The 16100-nt window shown below is 68.3% G+C and carries 10 protein-coding genes; 6 read left to right on the top strand and 4 right to left on the bottom strand.

Annotated features, from left to right (window positions below; translation table 11 throughout):
- Positions 1-60: 60 nt before the first annotated feature.
- Positions 61-1329 carry an NAD(P)/FAD-dependent oxidoreductase gene (locus H0X95_RS28795; RefSeq protein ID WP_034203275.1) on the bottom strand — a complete coding sequence of 423 codons (1269 nt, stop codon included), beginning with the start codon at positions 1327-1329 and terminating at the stop codon, positions 61-63.
- Positions 1330-1464: 135 nt separating this feature from the next.
- Positions 1465-3045 carry an amino acid permease gene (locus H0X95_RS28790; RefSeq protein WP_059720893.1) on the bottom strand — a complete coding sequence of 527 codons (1581 nt, stop codon included), beginning with the start codon at positions 3043-3045 and terminating at the stop codon, positions 1465-1467.
- 633 nt (positions 3046-3678) lie between these two features.
- Here H0X95_RS28790 and amaB point away from each other — a divergent pair.
- Positions 3679-5190, top strand: coding sequence for an L-piperidine-6-carboxylate dehydrogenase (gene amaB, locus H0X95_RS28785; protein WP_058903532.1), 1512 nt, complete (start codon positions 3679-3681; stop codon positions 5188-5190).
- Between the two features lie 138 nt (positions 5191-5328).
- On the opposite strand, the gene H0X95_RS28780 is transcribed toward amaB, so the two are convergent.
- Positions 5329-7791: a DUF3772 domain-containing protein gene (locus H0X95_RS28780; RefSeq protein WP_006491122.1), complete on the bottom strand. Its 2463-nt coding sequence runs from the start codon at positions 7789-7791 to the stop codon at positions 5329-5331.
- A gap of 447 nt (positions 7792-8238) precedes the next feature.
- On the opposite strand from H0X95_RS28780, the gene H0X95_RS28775 reads away from it, so the two are divergent.
- The 4 genes from H0X95_RS28775 (at position 8239) to H0X95_RS28760 (ending at position 13696) form a co-directional block, all read left to right on the top strand.
- Positions 8239-9657, top strand: a complete 1419-nt coding sequence (locus H0X95_RS28775) for an MFS transporter (protein ID WP_006495132.1) — start codon at positions 8239-8241, stop codon at positions 9655-9657.
- A 395-nt stretch (positions 9658-10052) separates the two neighbouring features.
- Positions 10053-11360 (top strand): hypothetical protein, encoded by a 1308-nt coding sequence (locus tag H0X95_RS28770; protein WP_080403487.1) that lies wholly within the window; start codon positions 10053-10055, stop codon positions 11358-11360.
- A gap of 161 nt (positions 11361-11521) precedes the next feature.
- A complete protein-coding gene (locus H0X95_RS28765) occupies positions 11522-12634 on the top strand; it encodes a porin (RefSeq protein ID WP_006491111.1) in 1113 nt (370 codons plus the stop codon).
- A 9-nt stretch (positions 12635-12643) separates the two neighbouring features.
- Complete coding sequence (locus H0X95_RS28760; protein WP_059720890.1) at positions 12644-13696, top strand: nucleoside hydrolase; 1053 nt, start codon at positions 12644-12646, stop codon at positions 13694-13696.
- A gap of 39 nt (positions 13697-13735) precedes the next feature.
- On the opposite strand, the gene H0X95_RS28755 is transcribed toward H0X95_RS28760, so the two are convergent.
- Entirely contained in the window at positions 13736-14644 is a 909-nt protein-coding gene (locus H0X95_RS28755; protein WP_006495136.1) for a LysR family transcriptional regulator, read from the bottom strand.
- 94 nt (positions 14645-14738) lie between these two features.
- Between H0X95_RS28755 and H0X95_RS28750 the strand changes: the two genes are divergently transcribed.
- Complete coding sequence (locus H0X95_RS28750; protein ID WP_006495137.1) at positions 14739-16088, top strand: NCS2 family permease; 1350 nt, start codon at positions 14739-14741, stop codon at positions 16086-16088.
- Positions 16089-16100: the final 12 nt, after the last annotated feature.

Here is a 16100-nt window from a genome sequence, read left to right as displayed (position 1 = left end):
CCGACCTTCCGCTCTAATCGGCAAGGCCGCCGGCGCGGTGGTTTCGGCCGTCGCGGGCGCTCAGCGGCGGCAGGACGCGAGCGCGTCGCGGGCCTGGTACGCCGTATACGCGAGCTGCGCGGCGGCGAGTCCGGCCAGCCCGAACGTGCGCGTGAGCCCGAACGCGGCGAAGCCGTCCGGCACCGGCCGGCCTTCGGCCAGCGCGGCGGCGAGCGTCTCGCCGGCCACCGTGGTCGGCGCCATCCCGTGGCCGCCGAAAGCGATCGCGTGCCACACGCCGTCCGCGTCGCGGCCAATCTGCGGCATCTTGTGCCGCGCGTAGCTCATCAGCCCGCCCCACGCGTAGTCGACCTTCACGCCTTCCAGTTGCGGATATACGCGCAGCAGGTCGCGCCGCAGCAGGCGCGCGATCGCGTCGGGGCCGCGGTCGAGCACCGAGATCCGGCCGCCCCACAGGATCCGCGTGTCTTTCAGCGGACGGTAGTAGTCGAACGCGAAGCGCGTGTCGTAGATTGCGTACGGCGCGTCGATCGCATCCGGCAGGCGCGCGCCGAGCGGTTCGGTCGCGATCACGTAGGTCGCGATCGGCAGCACCGCGCGCTCGATGCGCGGCGACACGCCGCGCGCGTAGCCGCCGCCGGCGAACACGACATCCTTCGCGCGCACCGCGCCCTGCGCCGTGCGCACGACGTACCCGGCGCCGTCGCGGGCGATGTTCAGCGCGGCCGAGCGCTCGTACACGCGTGCGCCGCCGCGCGAGGCGGCCGCCGCGACGCCGAGCACGTACTTGAGCGGATGGAAGTGGAACGCGTTCGGCTCGAACAGGCCGCCGTAATAGCGCTGCGTCTTCAGCCGCTCGCGCAGCGCGCCGGTCGCGACGGGCTCCCATTCGACGCCGAGTTCGTTCTTCATCAGCGTGCGCACACCGTCGAGCCGCGACGGATCGTCGAACCAGTTCGCGAGCATCACGCCCTCGTCGACGATGTCGCAGTCGATCCCGTAGCGGGCGATCCGCGCGCGGATCAGGTCGACCGCGTCGACGGTGAGCCGGTACAGCCGGCGCCCTTCGTCGCGGCCGAGCGTGCGCAGCAGGTCGGCGTTGTCGAGGCTGTAGCCGCCGAACACGAAGCCGCCGTTGCGGCCCGACGCGCCGAAGCCGACCCGTTCGCTGTCGAGCACGACGACGTCGTGCACGCCGCGTTCGACGAGGCCGAGCGCCGTGCACAGGCCGGCGAGGCCGCCGCCGACGATGCAGACCTGCGTATCGATCGTGCCGGTCAGTTGCGGATAGGGCTGGCGGGTAACGGTGGCTTCGTAGAAGTTCTGCATGCGTTTTCGGTGATTCGTGACGGCGGAAAAGCGGACGGCGCGCGTCGATCTTGCCTGAACGCGCGCGCCGCGTCGAATGGGGTTTTCAGCGCAGCGGCCGCCGCGTAGGAGCGGCGGCCGGCGCGTGACCGGGCGTCAGGCGCCCGGCGTCGGGTTGGCCGGACGGGTGACGTAGGCCGGATAGCCGGTATCGGCCTTTTCGGTCGCTTCACGTGTCGTGTTGCGTTCGATCCACGGCGCGATTTCCATGTCCTCGTAGCGCACCAGCCGGCATTTGCGCACGAGCGCGTAGCCGAGCCAGATCGCGAGGAAGAACGGCAGGCCGATGTAGGTCGCGGCGACGCCGGTCCAGTCGATCTGGTCGGCGAGGAACGCCTGGTAGTCCTGGCCGAGCGCGACGACCGCGCACAGCGCGAACGCGAACAGCGGGCCGAACGGGAACCACTTCGACCGGTACGGCAGCTGGTCGAGCCGGTAGCCCTGCTTCAGGAAACCCTTGCGGAACCGGTAGTGGCTGATCGCGATGCCGAGCCACGTGATGAAGCCGGCCATGCCCGACGTGTTCAGCAGCCACAGGTAGACGGTCTTGTCGCCGTACAGCGACGTGAGGAAACACAGCGCGCCGACGGCGGTGGTCGCATAGAGCGCGTTGCGCGGCACGCCGCCGGGCGACAGCTTCGCGAACAGCTTCGGCGCGCGGCCTTCGACCGCGAGGTTGTAGAGCATGCGCGTCGATGCGTACATGCCCGAGTTGCCGGCCGACAGCACGGCCGTCAGGATCACCGCGTTCATCACGCCGGCCGCGAACGCGAGGCCCGCGTGGCGGAACACGAGCGTGAACGGGCTCACGCCGATGTCGGTCACGTCGCTCTTCAGCAGGCTCGGATCGGTGTACGGAATCAGCACGCCGATCACGACGATCGCGAACACGTAGAACAGCAGGATGCGCCAGAAGATCTGGCTCACCGCGCGCGGAATCGTCGTACGCGGGTTTTCCGATTCGCCGGCCGCGACGCCGATCATTTCGGTGCCCTGGAACGAGAAGCCCGCGATCATCGCGACGCCGAGCATCGTCGCCCAGCCGCCGACGAACGGCGCGTCGCCGATCGTGAAGTTGCCCCAGCCGGCGCTCGGGCCGCCCTGCATGATCCCGAAGATCATCAGCAGGCCGACGCCGACGAACGCGAGCACGGTCAGCACCTTGATCAGCGCGAACCAGTATTCGGCTTCGCCGAAGCCGCGCACCGACAGTGCGTTGAGCGCGAAGATCAGCGTGAGGAACAGTGCGCTCCACCACACGCCCGGCACGTGCGGAAACCAGTAGTGCATCACGAGCTGCGCGGCGACGAGCTCCACCGCCAGCGTCACGGCCCAGCTGTACCAGTAGTTCCAGCCGAGCGCGAAGCCGAAGCCTTCGTCGACGAACTTCGCGCCATAGGTCGCGAACGAGCCCGATACCGGCATGAACGCGGCCATTTCGCCGAGGCTCGTCATCAGGAAATAGACCATCAGGCCGATCACCATGTACGCAACCATTGCGCCGCCGGGGCCGGCCTGCGAGATCGATGCGCCGGATGCGACGAACAGGCCCGTGCCGATCGAGCCGCCGATCGCGATCATCCGTAGATGGCGGGCCTGCAACGCGCGGTGAAGGGACGGCTTCGCGGGCGGCGAGCCGGACGGGCGGGACGAATCGGGGCGGGCATCTGAATGCATGGCGGGCGCTGGGCGCTGTCTCCGGGATTGTTTTTTCGGTGACGAAGCGCGACGCGTCGCCGGCTCGCGGGCCGGGCAGCGGTGATGCGGTGCGAAACCGGCCCGCTGAGCCGGGCCGTGGTGCGTGTCGCCTTCGTCGGTCGTCCGGCTGCCGTGGTGGCGGCCGGCGGCGCGCCGGGTGCGTTGCACCTCGACGTCGCACCGATTGTGTGGGCCCGGTGCACCGGCGGCAAACGATATTTCCGAACAGGGTGATGCGGGATGGTCATCAACTTGGGCCACGCAGCGATGCGTCCGGGCGGCCGGTTACGGGCTTGGGAAACGTCCCATATCGGCATCGAAACAGCCGCGGCTGGCCAGCGCACTTCTTGCGTTTTGGGAATGAAGTCGTGAGTTAATATCAATAGCGGCCCGACTTGTGGCCATCGACAATGTGTTCATGGATCGTGCCTCGCGAGGCTGGGGCGCGCCGTCCGGCCGGGCTTCCGGCGGCGGCGCAGCGCGATGCGCCGGATGGCGCACCGGCCCGCCGCGCGGCGCATCCGCTTGCACGAGGCGCTCGAACGCGCTCCAATCGAATCACGCGGGCGGCGCTGCCGCCGCACCGATCAATCTGTCCCTGAAGAGGAAGTGATGCAATTCAACGACATTCTTGCCGCGCTCGACATCGATCTCGCCCAGTGGAAAGGCAACGCGCTGACCGCGCGTTCGCCGCTCGACGGCGCGACGCTCGCGACGCTGGCCGTCGACACGCCCGCCGACGCCGAGCGCAAGATCGACGCCGCGCACGACGCGTTCCTCAAGTGGCGCACGGTGCCGGCGCCGGTGCGCGGCGAACTCGTGCGCGTGTTCGGCAACGTGCTGCGCGAGCACAAGGCCGAGCTCGGCCGCCTCGTCACGCTCGAAGCCGGCAAGATCACGTCGGAAGGCCTCGGCGAAGTGCAGGAAATGATCGACATCTGCGATTTCGCGGTCGGCCTGTCGCGCCAGCTTTACGGCCTCACGATCGCGTCCGAGCGCCCGGGCCACCGGATGATGGAAACGTGGCACCCGATCGGCGTGTGCGGCGTGATTTCGGCGTTCAACTTCCCGGTCGCGGTGTGGGCGTGGAATGCGGCGCTCGCGTTCGTGTGCGGCGATTCGGTCGTGTGGAAGCCGTCCGAGAAGACGCCGCTCACCGCGATCGCGTGCCACGTGCTGCTCCAGAAGGCGCTGCGCGAGTTCGACAAGACGCATCCGGGCGTCGCGCCGGCGGAACTGAGCCAGCTGGTGCTCGGCATGCGCGATGTCGGCGAGGTGCTGACGGCGTCGAAGAAGGTGCCGGTCGTCAGCGCGACGGGCAGCGTGCGGATGGGCCAGGAAGTCGCGAAGGTGCTGAGCCAGCGCCTCGCGCGCGGCATCCTCGAACTCGGCGGCAACAACGGGATGATCGTCGCGCCGAGCGCGGATCTCGACCTCGTCGTGCGAGCGGTCACGTTCGCGGCGGTCGGCACGGCCGGCCAGCGCTGCACCACGCTGCGCCGCCTGATCGTGCATCGCAGCCTCGTCGAGCAACTGCTGCCGCGCATCGAGAAGGCCTATGCGTCGGTGAAGGTCGGCAATCCGCTCGAGGAAGGCACGCTGGTCGGCCCGCTGGTCGATCGTGCGTCGTTCGACGCGATGCAGAAGGCGCTGGCCGATGCGCGCGAGCAGGGCGGCGAAGTGAAGGGCGGCGAGCGCGTCGACGTCGGCCACGCGGATGCGTACTACGTGCGTCCGGCCATCGTGCGGATGCCGAAGCAATCGGCGGTGGTCGAGCGCGAGACGTTCGCGCCGATCCTGTACGTGATGGTCTACGACAACTTCGACGACGCGATCGACCTGCACAACGCGGTGCCGCAAGGCCTGTCGTCGGCGATCTTCACGAACGACATGCGTGAAGCCGAGCAGTTCATGTCGGCGGCCGGCAGCGATTGCGGGATCGTCAACGTGAACATCGGCACGAGCGGCGCGGAAATCGGCGGCGCGTTCGGCGGCGAGAAGGAAACGGGCGGCGGCCGCGAGTCGGGTTCGGATGCATGGAAGGCGTATATGCGCCGGGCGACGAACACGATCAACTACAGCCGCCAGCTGCCGCTGGCGCAGGGGGTGAAGTTCGACGTATAAGTGCGGGCGCCCGGCTTGGGCGCTTCGACGTCGAATGAACAGGGCCGGTTGCCGTGGAAGCGGTAACCGGCCCTGGTCGTTTATTGCGATGCGTGCGCCGCGCCGATCGATCGTGAGCGGACCCGCTCGATGGCTCGCCTACGATTCGTGCCGCGTGGCGCCATCGTTCGCCGGCATGTTCTGCACGACCAGCATCTGCGGGCTCGACAGCGTGATCCCCGCCGCGCGCAACTGCTTGAGGATCTCGAACAGCAGATCGCTCTTCGTCGAACTCGCGATCCGCGGGCTCGACACGTAACCCGTCACGCTCAGCGTGATCCCGTCCGGCGCGAGCTGGCTGAACGTCACCGACGGCGCCGGTTTCTCGAGAATCGCCTGATGCGCGCGATACGCATCGAGCAGCAGGTCGCGCACCTGCTCGGGATCGGTGTTCAGCGGGAACGTCAGCACCAGCGTCGCGACGCCCTGCGTGCTGTTGCCCATCGTCACGTTGCGCACGTTCTGCGAGATCAGTTGCGAGTTCGGCACGATCACGGTCGAGCGGTCGCTCAGCTGGATTTCGGTCGCGCGCACGTTGATGCGGCGGATGTCGCCTTCGACGCCCGCGATGCTGACCATGTCGCCCACCTTCACCGGGCGCTCGGTCAGCAGGATCAGCCCCGACACGAAGTTCTTCACGATTTCCTGCAGGCCGAAGCCGATACCGACCGACAACGCGCTGACGATCCACGCGAGATTGTTCCATCTGACGCCGAGCAGCCCGAGCGTCATCAGGACGAGCAGCACGTAGCCGACGTTGGTGAACAGCGTGATCAGCGACACGCGCATGCCCGTGTCCATGCCGAGCGCGGGCATGAACTCGCCGTCGAGCCAGCGGCGCAGCGAGCGCAGCAGGTAGAAGCCGATCGCGAAGCCGATCACGGCATTCATGATCCGGTCGGGCATGATGTTCAGACTCTGCAGCCGCTGGCTGCCGATCATCGCGACCGCGCTGTCGAGCAGGTCGCCCGGCGTCGTGCCGAAGCCGCCGGTCACCAGCGCGATCGCCGCGATCAGCATCAGCAGGCTCGTGCCGAAGCCGGACAGGACCGTGCGCGCCTGGTCGAGGTGGCGGTCTTCGAGCGCGAACAGGTGCTTGATCTGCTGGCCCGTCGACAGGCTCGACGAGAACAGGCTTTCGCTCGCGTCGCGCGTCAACTGGATCAGGATGTAGGTCGCGCACAGCACGATCTCGAACCATACGAGCTCGTACGTGATGAAGCGCGCGACCGTGATGTAACCGATCAGAAGGGCGATCAACGACGCGACGATCGCGAGCGTGACGCCGGCGTGGATCAGGCCCGCGAGCGTCGAGCGCTGTTCGGGTGCCTCGCCTGCCGCCGCGAGCGCGGCGCGCGCACGGTTCGCGCGCAACAGCGACGCGCCGACCGTCAGCGCGACGACGAGCGACACGATGCCGCGACCGAACAGCGTGACCGACAGGCTGGTGTCGACGATCCGGTTGATCGATTCGAGCGTGCCCGACACCAGCAGCAGCGCAGCCAGGATCGCGGGGAACGGCTTCATCGCGAGCGCGACCGGATCGGCGAGCGCGGGCAGTCGCCACGACGGATGTTTCGTGCAGAGCAGTGCGCGCCCGAGCCCGGCGATCAGTGCGCAGGTCGCGGCGAGCTTCGCGAACTGGTCCCACAGATCGGTCAGCGACGGCGTGAGCTCGTAATGACGCGCGACGGCGAGGTAGAGGATCTGGATCGCGATGGCCGTCGCGAGGAAGGTCGACAGCGCGGTCGACAGCGCCAGCGCACTGCGGCGCAAGCGGGTGGGCGGCAGGCGGTTCAGCGCGATCCAGGCGAGCCCGCGCTCGATGAGGCGGCGCCCGCCGAGCCATGCCGCGAACGCGGCGATCAGCAGCACCGCGGTGATGGCCCGCTGCCCCGGCACCCACGACGAGCGCAGCATGTCGAACAGTTCGTCGTCGAAATCCTGGAGCCGCTGGCGATCGTCCGGCGACAGGTGGAACAGCGGCAGCCAGAACTGCGCGCTGAAGATGCTGCCCGAACGGAACGCGAGCTGGTTCTTCAGCAGGCTGCGGTGCAGCTTCGCGAACTGCTCGGTCAGGTTCGCGAGGCTCGTCTTCTGGTCGGCGGCCTGCTTCAGCGCGGCGTCGATCTGCGTCTTGCGCGCGTCCAGCGAGGCCCGCTGCTTCGCGACGGCTGGCGTTTCCGGCGCGGCGCCCTCGGCCGGCGGCGGGCCGAGCACGTCGAGTTGCGCCTGGACCTGCGCGCGTTGCGGCGTGAGATCGCTCTGCAGTTTCGCGACATCGGTGCTCAGTTCCTGCGCCGAATCGTCGAGCGCATCCAGCTCCTTGCTGTTGGATGCGGTGGAGGTCTGCTGCTTGATGCGGTCCAGCTCGGCCTGCATCTGCTTGAGCTGCGCGACGGCGTCGGGCAGCGAGATGGCCGGCGCGGTGGCGCCGACGCCGCTCGCGACGGGCGCGGAAGCGGCCGCCGGAAACGCCGACGCGGTCGCGATCGCCGCGAACTGCAGCAGCGCGATCAGCGCGATCCGGCGGGCGTACGTGGAGAGTCGTTGTATGGACATGGAATGCTTACGATTTGCCGACAATGCCGATTGCCGAAAGGCAGCCGGAAGCCGGTAGTTGGCCCGCTAGCATGTTACCGGGGCGCGGAACGCGTGGTTGTCCCGATTGCGTGTTGCGATTCGCGGCGATTCCGGCGGCGCGCACCAAGGTTAAGCAGCGCGGGAGGCCCGTCATCACCCGCCTGCGCGGCCTGCGCGCGAGGCCGGTGGTAGCGGAACGCCACGCGAACGCGCAGTCGGTGCCGACACACGGTTACGCAAGTTACACATTATCAGGCGCGAAAACGGGGCATCGAATGGCTTCGGTGCCCGCACTGCGTCCGGCCTGCCGGCTTGCCCGTGCGTCGAACGGGGCTGCCGGTACAATGCAGCGATTCGCCCGGCGCCGGTTCGGCGGTCCGCCGGACGACAACGCACAACACGACACGATCAGGAGACGCGCCCAAGATGGCCTCAACGGACAGCCTTTCCCAGGCACCTGCCCAATCCCCTTCCATCGACCCCGGCGCCATCTCGGCCCGCCTCGACCGCTTGCCGCCGACGCGCAGCGTCTGGAAGCTGGTCGTGCTGCTGAGCCTCGGCTTCTTCTTCGAACTCTACGACCTGCTCTACAGCGGCTACGTCGCGCCGGGCCTCGTGAAAAGCGGCATCCTGTCCGCGACGACGCACGGCCTGTTCGGCACCACGGGCGTCGCGAGCTTCATCGCCGCGCTGTTTTCCGGGCTCTTCATCGGCACGATCGCGTGCGGCTTCCTCGCCGACCGCTTCGGCCGCCGCGCGATCTTCACGTGGTCGCTGCTGTGGTACACGGCCGCCAATGTCGTGATGGCGTTCCAGGACACCGCGGCCGGGCTGAACTTCTGGCGCTTCGTCGTCGGTCTCGGCCTCGGCGTCGAGATGGTGACGATCGGCACGTACATCTCCGAACTCGTGCCGAAGCAGATCCGTGGCCGCGCGTTCGCGTGCGAGCAGGCGGTGGGGTTCGTCGCGGTGCCGGTGGTCGCGTTTCTCGCTTACCTGCTGGTGCCGCACGCACCGCTCGGCCTCGACGGCTGGCGCTGGGTCGTGCTGATCGGCGCGCACGGCGCGCTGTTCGTGTGGTGGATTCGCCGCGAACTGCCGGAAAGCCCGCGCTGGCTCGCGCAGCAGGGCCGCGTCGACGAGGCCGACCGCATCATGCGCGCGCTCGAGGCGAAGGTCGAAGCCGAATACGGGCGGCCGCTGCCGCCGCCCGCGCCCGCCGAACCCGTGCCGCCGCGCGGCAGCTTCCGCGACATGTGGGTGCCGCCGTATCGCAGCCGCACGATCATGATGACGATCTTCAACGTGTTCCAGACGGTCGGCTTCTACGGTTTCGCGAACTGGGTGCCGACGCTGCTGATCAAGCAGGGCATCACGATCACGTCGAGCCTGATGTATTCGAGCGTGATCGCACTCGCCGCGCCGATCGGTCCGCTGATCGGCCTCGTGATCGCCGACCGCTTCGAGCGCAAGTCGGTGATCGTCGCGATGGCGGCGGCGATCGTCGTTTGCGGGCTGCTGTTCAGCCAGACGACGGTGGGCGCGTTCCTGATCGTGCTCGGCATCGGCCTCACGCTCGCGAGCAACATCATGTCGTACAGCTTCCACGCGTACCAGGCCGAGCTGTTCCCGACGTCGATCCGCGCGCGGGCCGTCGGCTTCGTCTATTCGTGGAGCCGCTTCTCGGCGATCTTCTCGTCGTTCGTGATCGCGGCCGTGCTGCGCGGCTTCGGCACGTTCGGCGTGTTCGCGTTCATCGCGGGCGCGATGGTGATCGTGATGGCCGCGATCGGGTTGATGGGGCCGCGCACGAAGGGCATCGCGCTCGAAACCATCTCGAAGTGATCGGCGGGTGCGCACGCATGTCGCACGGTTCGTTGCGGCATGCGTGCGATGCGGTCCGGGGTTTCCGCTTCCGGACCGGCCCGTTGACAAAATATTTTGTCGTGCGAATCAACCGGGAGACGCGCTCGAACCGGATCCATCGCGTCAGCACTCGGCCGCGTGCCGAAAGCATCGAACACGCAAGCGTGCCACGCCACGAATACGCACGCGGCAACGAGTTGAAACAAAGCGTGACGAAGCGCAATTCCCCGTAAAAGCGTGCTTCCGGCCGCGGCCGATTCGCGCATGGACGAGTAAAATAGGGGGCCTGACGACTCATTAGCCGCCATCGGAGTGCCCGCGTTGCATCCGCGAATGGCTCCGCCGTGAAGAGGCGTCGGCGCCGGGCGCACGCGATGTGCCGGGCGTGTCGATGGCTTGCGCGGAAGATGCGCCGCTCGCAGCAGCACCATGCGGCGGCCGGATCGGCCGATGGCTTCGAACATATGATTCTTGCCCACTTGACGCGGCGCTTCGCGCAGCCGCGTTGCCTCAACCGCGCAGTCGCCGCATCCGTGTGGCTTGCTGCCGCGGTGTCGATTTCCGTTGTCGCACAACGACCTGCCTTTGCCGCGTCCGGCGCTCCGTCGTCTGCTGTGCAATCCTCATCCGTCGCGTCGCCTGCTTCGGCAGCCTCCCGTCCGCATCCGGCTTCGTCCGCGCATGCGGCGTCGGACGCATCGGCCGCAGCGCCGACATCCGCCGCGTCACAGGCGAGTCGCGCGGAATCCGCAAGCGCGGCATCCGGTGCGTCGGCCGCTTCCGCAGCATCGGCGGCATCGGCCGGCGCACCTGCATCGGCCGCCTCCGGCACGCCCGCCAGCGAGGCCGAACCGCCTCCGCCCACGCCGCCGCGTCGGCATCCGCCGCTATCGGCCGAGGAGGCGCAAAACGCGACGACACGCGCGCTCGACATGCGCAAGCGCTTCATGCAGGAAGTCACGCGCCGCCTGAACGTGCCCGCGAGCGAGCAGCGCGCGTACGGCGAGCGGCTCCAGAAAGCGCTCGCCGATGCGGATCTCGGCGATCTCGCCGGCGAATACGTCGCGATGGTGGACCGCGCGCCGAACGTGCAGGCGCTGTTCATCTACTTCCGCGCGACGCCGGCCAATGCGTGGCTGATGATCGGCGCATCGCCGGTCGGCACCGGGTTGCCGGGCCAGTACGACCATTTCCTGACGCCGCTCGGCGTGTTCCATCACTCGCCCGACACGATGGATTTCCGCGCGGAAGGCACGACGAACGAGAACGGCATTCGCGGCTACGGTCACCGCGACATGCGCATCTACGATTTCGGCTGGGTGGACGGCGAGCGCGGCTGGGGCAAGGGCGGCGTGTCGCCGATGCGCTTCCAGATGCATGCGACCGACCCCGACCGGCTCGAAGCGCTGCTCGGCATCCGGCACTCGAAGGGCTGCGTGCGGATTCCCGCGTCGCTGAACACGTTCCTCGACCGGCACGGGCTGCTCGACGACGACTACCAGGCTCGCGTCGAGGCCGGCAAGTCGCTGTGGGTGCTGCGTCGCGATCGCGACATCACGCCGATCGCGGGCCGCTACCTGGTCGTGATCGACAGCGCCCGCAAGACCCGCCCGGCGTGGTCGCCGCTGCCGGGGCGCGGCGCATGGTCGAAGCTGCCGAAGGGCGGTGATACGGCGGACTGAGCGCCGCTTCGCCGGGCGCGGGCGGTGCGAGGATGAGAATAAATCCGTTTTATTGAGATATAAGGAAAGCAAACTTTTATTATCCGATCCGGGTTCGTATAGTCGAGTCCAGTTTCGCGGAACCCTGCCGCGCCTGGACCACCACCGACCACACGACCCGCATGAAAACTCTCTACAAGCTCGCTCCGCTCGCGATGCTCGGCGCCTTCGCGACCCATGCCTGTGCGCAAAGCAGCATCACGCTGTACGGTCTGATCTCGGCCGGTGTCGGGTTCGCGACGAACCAGGGTGGCAAGAATGCATGGCAGGCGCTGTCCGGCACGAACCAGAACCCGCGCTGGGGGCTGAAGGGCAAGGAGGATCTCGGGCAGGGGCTGTCCGCGGTGTTCCAGCTCGAGAACGGCTTCAACGTGATGACGGGCACGGCCGCGCAGAACGGCCGCGAGTTCGGGCGCATGGCGTACGTCGGCCTGGCCGATCGCACCTACGGCTCGCTGACGTTCGGTCGCCAGTACGACGCGATCCACGACTACATCGGGCCCGTGATCATCGCGAGCAACGGCGTGAACATCGGCGACAACGACAACGGCTACAACGACATCCGCGTGCAGCACTCGGTGAAGTACGTGAGCCCCGTCTACTACGGGCTGAAGTTCACTGCGCTGTACGGCTTCAGCAATGCGACCGGTTTCGCGAACAACAGCGCGTACAGCTTCGGGCTCGGCTATGAGCGTGGCCCGCTGCGCTGGAGCGCGGTCTATGCGCAGTACAACCATCCTTACAGCGCGACGAACCAGGACGGCGCGATCGCGAACGACTACGCGTCGCCGCTGCTGATCTTCAGCAAGAGCGCGATGACGCCGGCCGCGTATGCGAGCCGGCAGCGGATCGCGGGCACGGGCGGCTTCTACACGATCGGCCGCGCGCAGTTCGCCGCGATGTTCACCGACGTGCGCTACGATTACCTCGACAATTCGCATCTGCACCTGCAGAACCTGGGCGTGAACGTCGTCTACACGATGACGCCGCAGCTCTTTCTCGGCGCGGCGTATGCATTCACGAACGGCAAGTACGACGTGATCGACAAGCGTCCGAAATGGCACCAGGTGAACCTGCAGGCCGATTACTTCCTGTCCAAACGCACCGACGTCGCGCTGACGGTGATCGCGCAGCAGGCGGCCGGCGACGCGGATCATGCGCAGATCTTCGCGTATGCGCGTTCGACCGGCACGCGCCAGATGATGGCGACGCTCGGCGTCCGGCATGTCTTCTGAGCACCGACCATGACCCATCCGATCGCATCCCGCCGCACCTTCCTGAAACTGTCGGCCGCGCTGGCCGGCACCGCGCTGCTGCCCGAAACGGGCGCGTTCGCGGCCGGCGGCGACGCCGCGCGCCGCACGGTGATCATCGATACCGATCCGGGGCAGGACGACGCCATCGCGATCCTGTTCGCGCTCGGCGCGCAGGACCGGCTCGACGTGCGCGCGCTGACGGCCGTGGCGGGCAACGTGCCGCTCGACCTCACCGAACGCAATGCGCGGATCATCCGCGACTGGGCTGGCCGCACGAAGACGCTGCCGGTGTACGCGGGCTGCCCGCGCCCGCTCGTGCGCGACCTCGTGACGGCCGCGAACGTGCATGGCAAGACGGGGCTCGAAGGCGTCGAACTGCACGCGCCGCGCGCGCCGCTCGCCGCCGGTCACGCGGTGTCGTACCTCGTCGATACGCTGAGCCGCGCGGCGCCGAACAGCGTGACGCTGTGCGCGCTCGGCCCGCTGACCAACATCGCGACCGCGCTGGTCGAGGCGCCGCAGATTCGCGCCGCGCTGCGCGACATCGTGCTGATGGGCGGTGCGTTCTTCGAGCGCGGCAACATCACGCCGGCCGCCGAGTTCAACATCTACGTCGATCCGCAGGCGGCCGACGTCGTGTTCGGCAGCGGCGTGCCGATCGTCGTGCTGCCGCGCGACGTCGCGGTGAAGGCGCCGATCACGCCGGCGCGGGTCGCGCCGTTCCGCGCGCTCGGCAACCGCTGCGGCGCGATCGTCGCGGACATCATGGAAGCGGAACTGGCCTACAACAAGAAGCGGCGCGGGATCGACGACGCGCCGATGTACGACCCGACGGCCGTCGGCTATCTCGTCGACCCGACGCTGTTCGGCGGACGCAAGGTGAACGTGGTGGTCGAGACGGCCGGGCAGTGGACGCTCGGCGAGACGATCGTCGACTGGAACGGGCGCAGCGGCCGTGCGGCGAACGCGACGTGGATCAACGAGGTCGACGCGGACCGCTTCTACGCGACGCTCGTCGAGCGCATCGCGAAGCTGCCCTGAACGCGCGCGGCAAATGCGGCAAGCGCGGCGGACGCGGCATCAGATGTGCTTCGCAATCCACTCGCGGCACGCGCGCACGTGCGGGCCGCGATCGTCGGCGGCGAGCGAGATCAGCGAGATCGCACGTGTGACGCGCGGTTTGTCGACACGCAGCGCGACGAGCTCGGGATCGTGCAGATGCATCGTGTAGAGGCTCGGCAGCACGGCGGTCGCGAGACCGTTGCGCGCGAGCGCGTAGAGCGGCTCGGTGTATTCCATCCGGTACGTGACGTTCAGGCGCAGCTTCCCGGCGCCGCCGGTGCGATGCAGCGATTCGCTGACGCTGCCGCGCACGAACACCGCGAGTTCGCGATCGACGAGCTTCGCCCACGTGACGCTCTTCGCGCGGGCGAGCGGATCGTCGTGCCGCACGACGATCACGATCTCGTCCTCGAACAGTTGCTGGTAGCGCAGCGTGCCGTCGTCGCTATCGGGTTCGCGCACGCCGATGCCGAGATCCGCGACGCCGTCGCGCACCGCTTCGACGAGCGCGCTGTTCGGCAAATCGGTCAGCGTGAAGCGCAGCGTCGGGTGCGTGCCGCGCAGTGCGTTGAGCGCGGGCAGCAGGCGGCCCGCGACCGACGGAATGAACGCGATGCGCACGGTCTGGATGCGTTCGCCGATGAGCCGCGTCATGTCGTCGAAGGTGCCGCGCGCCTGGTTGAGCAGGCGTTCGGCGAGCGGCAGCACGGCTTCGCCCGCGGTGGTGAGCGTGAGGCGATGCGCGGTGCGCGCGAACAGGCGGCCGCCGAGCAGGAATTCGATCTGGCGGATCGACGCGGTGAGCGCGGGCTGCGTGAGCGACAGCGCCTGCGCGGCCTGCGTGAAGCTGCGTGCGTGCGCAAGGACTACGAAGTGCTGGACTTGCCGCAGCGTGAGCGCGGGCAGCAGCGACGAGCGGTCGGACATCGGGCAATGACGGTCGGGAAGCGGTACGCGGCAGTATAAGACCGCGCCGCACGAACCGACACAGGACAATAATCGGAATCACAGGAGAACCACCATGTCAGCGACTGACACGATGCCGGCACGTGCGCCGGCCAACTGGCTCGAACGCCGCTTTGCGCTCGCCGCGCGCGGCACGAGCGTGCGCACCGAGACGATCGCGGGCGTCACGTCGTTCCTCGCGGCCGCGTACCTGCTCGTCGTGATCCCGTCGCTGCTCGCGACGGGCGGAATGGAGCGCGGCGCGGCGACCACCGCGACGATCGTCGTGTTCGTGCTGTTCACCACGCTGATGGGGCTCTACGCGAACCTGCCGTTCCTCGTCGGCCCCGGTATCGGCGGCTCGGTGATCATCGGCGTGACGCTCGCGACGACCGAGCACGTCGGCTGGCAGACGGGCCTCGGCATCGCGTGCGTGTCGGGCGTGCTGTTCTTCCTGCTGACGATCCTCGGCGCGCGCGGCGTCGTGGTGCGGCTGATTCCGGTGCAGATCAAGCTCGGGCTCGGCGCGTCGATCGGGCTGTTCGTCACGATGCTCGGGCTGCGCAATGCGGGGATGGTCGTCGCGAACGCGAAGACCAACGCGTTCGCGCTCGGCGACTTCTCGCGGCCGGGCACGCTGGTCGCGCTGATCGGCCTCGCGGTGGCGATCGTGCTGCAGGCGCGCAAGGTGCCCGGCGCGATCCTGATCGCGATCCTCGTCGCGGCCGCGGCCGGCGTGCCGCTCGGCGTCACGCACCTGCCGGCGTCGTTCGTGTCGCTGCCGCACAGCATCGCGCCGATCGCGTTCAAGCTCGATATCGGCAGCGCGTTGAGCCTGGCCGCCGCGCCGTACCTGTTCGCGTTCTTCGCGGCGGAATTCTTCTCGACGCTCGGCACCGCGCTCGCGGTCGGCGCGAAGGCGAACCTGCTCGACGAACAGGGCAACCTGCCGGACATCAACCGGCCGTTCCTCGTCGATTCGCTCGCCGCGACGCTCGGGCCCGTGTTCGGCATTCCGGCGCTGACCGCGCTGATCGAATCGGCGGCGGGCGTCGAAGCCGGCGGCCGCAGCGGGTTGTCGTCGCTGGCTGCCGCCGTGCTGTTCGCCGCGATGCTGCTGTTCGTGCCGGTCGCGCTCGCGATCCCGAAGGAGGCGACCGCGCCGGCGCTGATCCTGATCGGGCTGTCGATGTTCGCGACGATCCGCCATACGCATTTCGACGACTTCACCGATGCGCTGCCCGTGATGTCGATGGTGCTGCTCACGCTGATGTCGAACAGCTTCGGCACCGGCATTGCAGGCGGGCTGCTGTGCTACGTGCTCGTCAAGCTGCTGGCCGGCCGCTGGCGCGACGTGTCGTGGGGGCTCGTCGTGCTCGCGATTCCGCTCGGCTATTACTTCTGGACCGTCGTGAAGCCGCACTGAGAGACGGCTTCG

Source organism: Burkholderia sp. 9779_493 (genome assembly GCF_015712215.1).
Taxonomy (GTDB): Bacteria; Pseudomonadota; Gammaproteobacteria; order Burkholderiales; family Burkholderiaceae; genus Burkholderia; species Burkholderia cenocepacia.
The sequence above is the reverse complement of the archived record's forward strand: the minus strand, read 5'-3'. Positions and strand labels throughout refer to the sequence as shown.

Excerpts from the sequence above, each read along its gene's own strand:
- H0X95_RS28795 (WP_034203275.1), bottom strand. The coding sequence starts at position 1,329 with ATGCAGAACTTCTACGAAGCCACCGTTACCCGCCAGCCCTATCCGCAA.
- H0X95_RS28790 (WP_059720893.1), bottom strand. The coding sequence starts at position 3,045 with ATGCATTCAGATGCCCGCCCCGATTCGTCCCGCCCGTCCGGCTCGCCG.
- amaB (WP_058903532.1), top strand. The coding sequence starts at position 3,679 with ATGCAATTCAACGACATTCTTGCCGCGCTCGACATCGATCTCGCCCAG.
- H0X95_RS28780 (WP_006491122.1), bottom strand. The coding sequence starts at position 7,791 with ATGTCCATACAACGACTCTCCACGTACGCCCGCCGGATCGCGCTGATC.
- H0X95_RS28775 (WP_006495132.1), top strand. The coding sequence starts at position 8,239 with ATGGCCTCAACGGACAGCCTTTCCCAGGCACCTGCCCAATCCCCTTCC.
- H0X95_RS28770 (WP_080403487.1), top strand. The coding sequence starts at position 10,053 with ATGTGCCGGGCGTGTCGATGGCTTGCGCGGAAGATGCGCCGCTCGCAG.
- H0X95_RS28765 (WP_006491111.1), top strand. The coding sequence starts at position 11,522 with ATGAAAACTCTCTACAAGCTCGCTCCGCTCGCGATGCTCGGCGCCTTC.
- H0X95_RS28760 (WP_059720890.1), top strand. The coding sequence starts at position 12,644 with ATGACCCATCCGATCGCATCCCGCCGCACCTTCCTGAAACTGTCGGCC.
- H0X95_RS28755 (WP_006495136.1), bottom strand. The coding sequence starts at position 14,644 with ATGTCCGACCGCTCGTCGCTGCTGCCCGCGCTCACGCTGCGGCAAGTC.
- H0X95_RS28750 (WP_006495137.1), top strand. The coding sequence starts at position 14,739 with ATGTCAGCGACTGACACGATGCCGGCACGTGCGCCGGCCAACTGGCTC.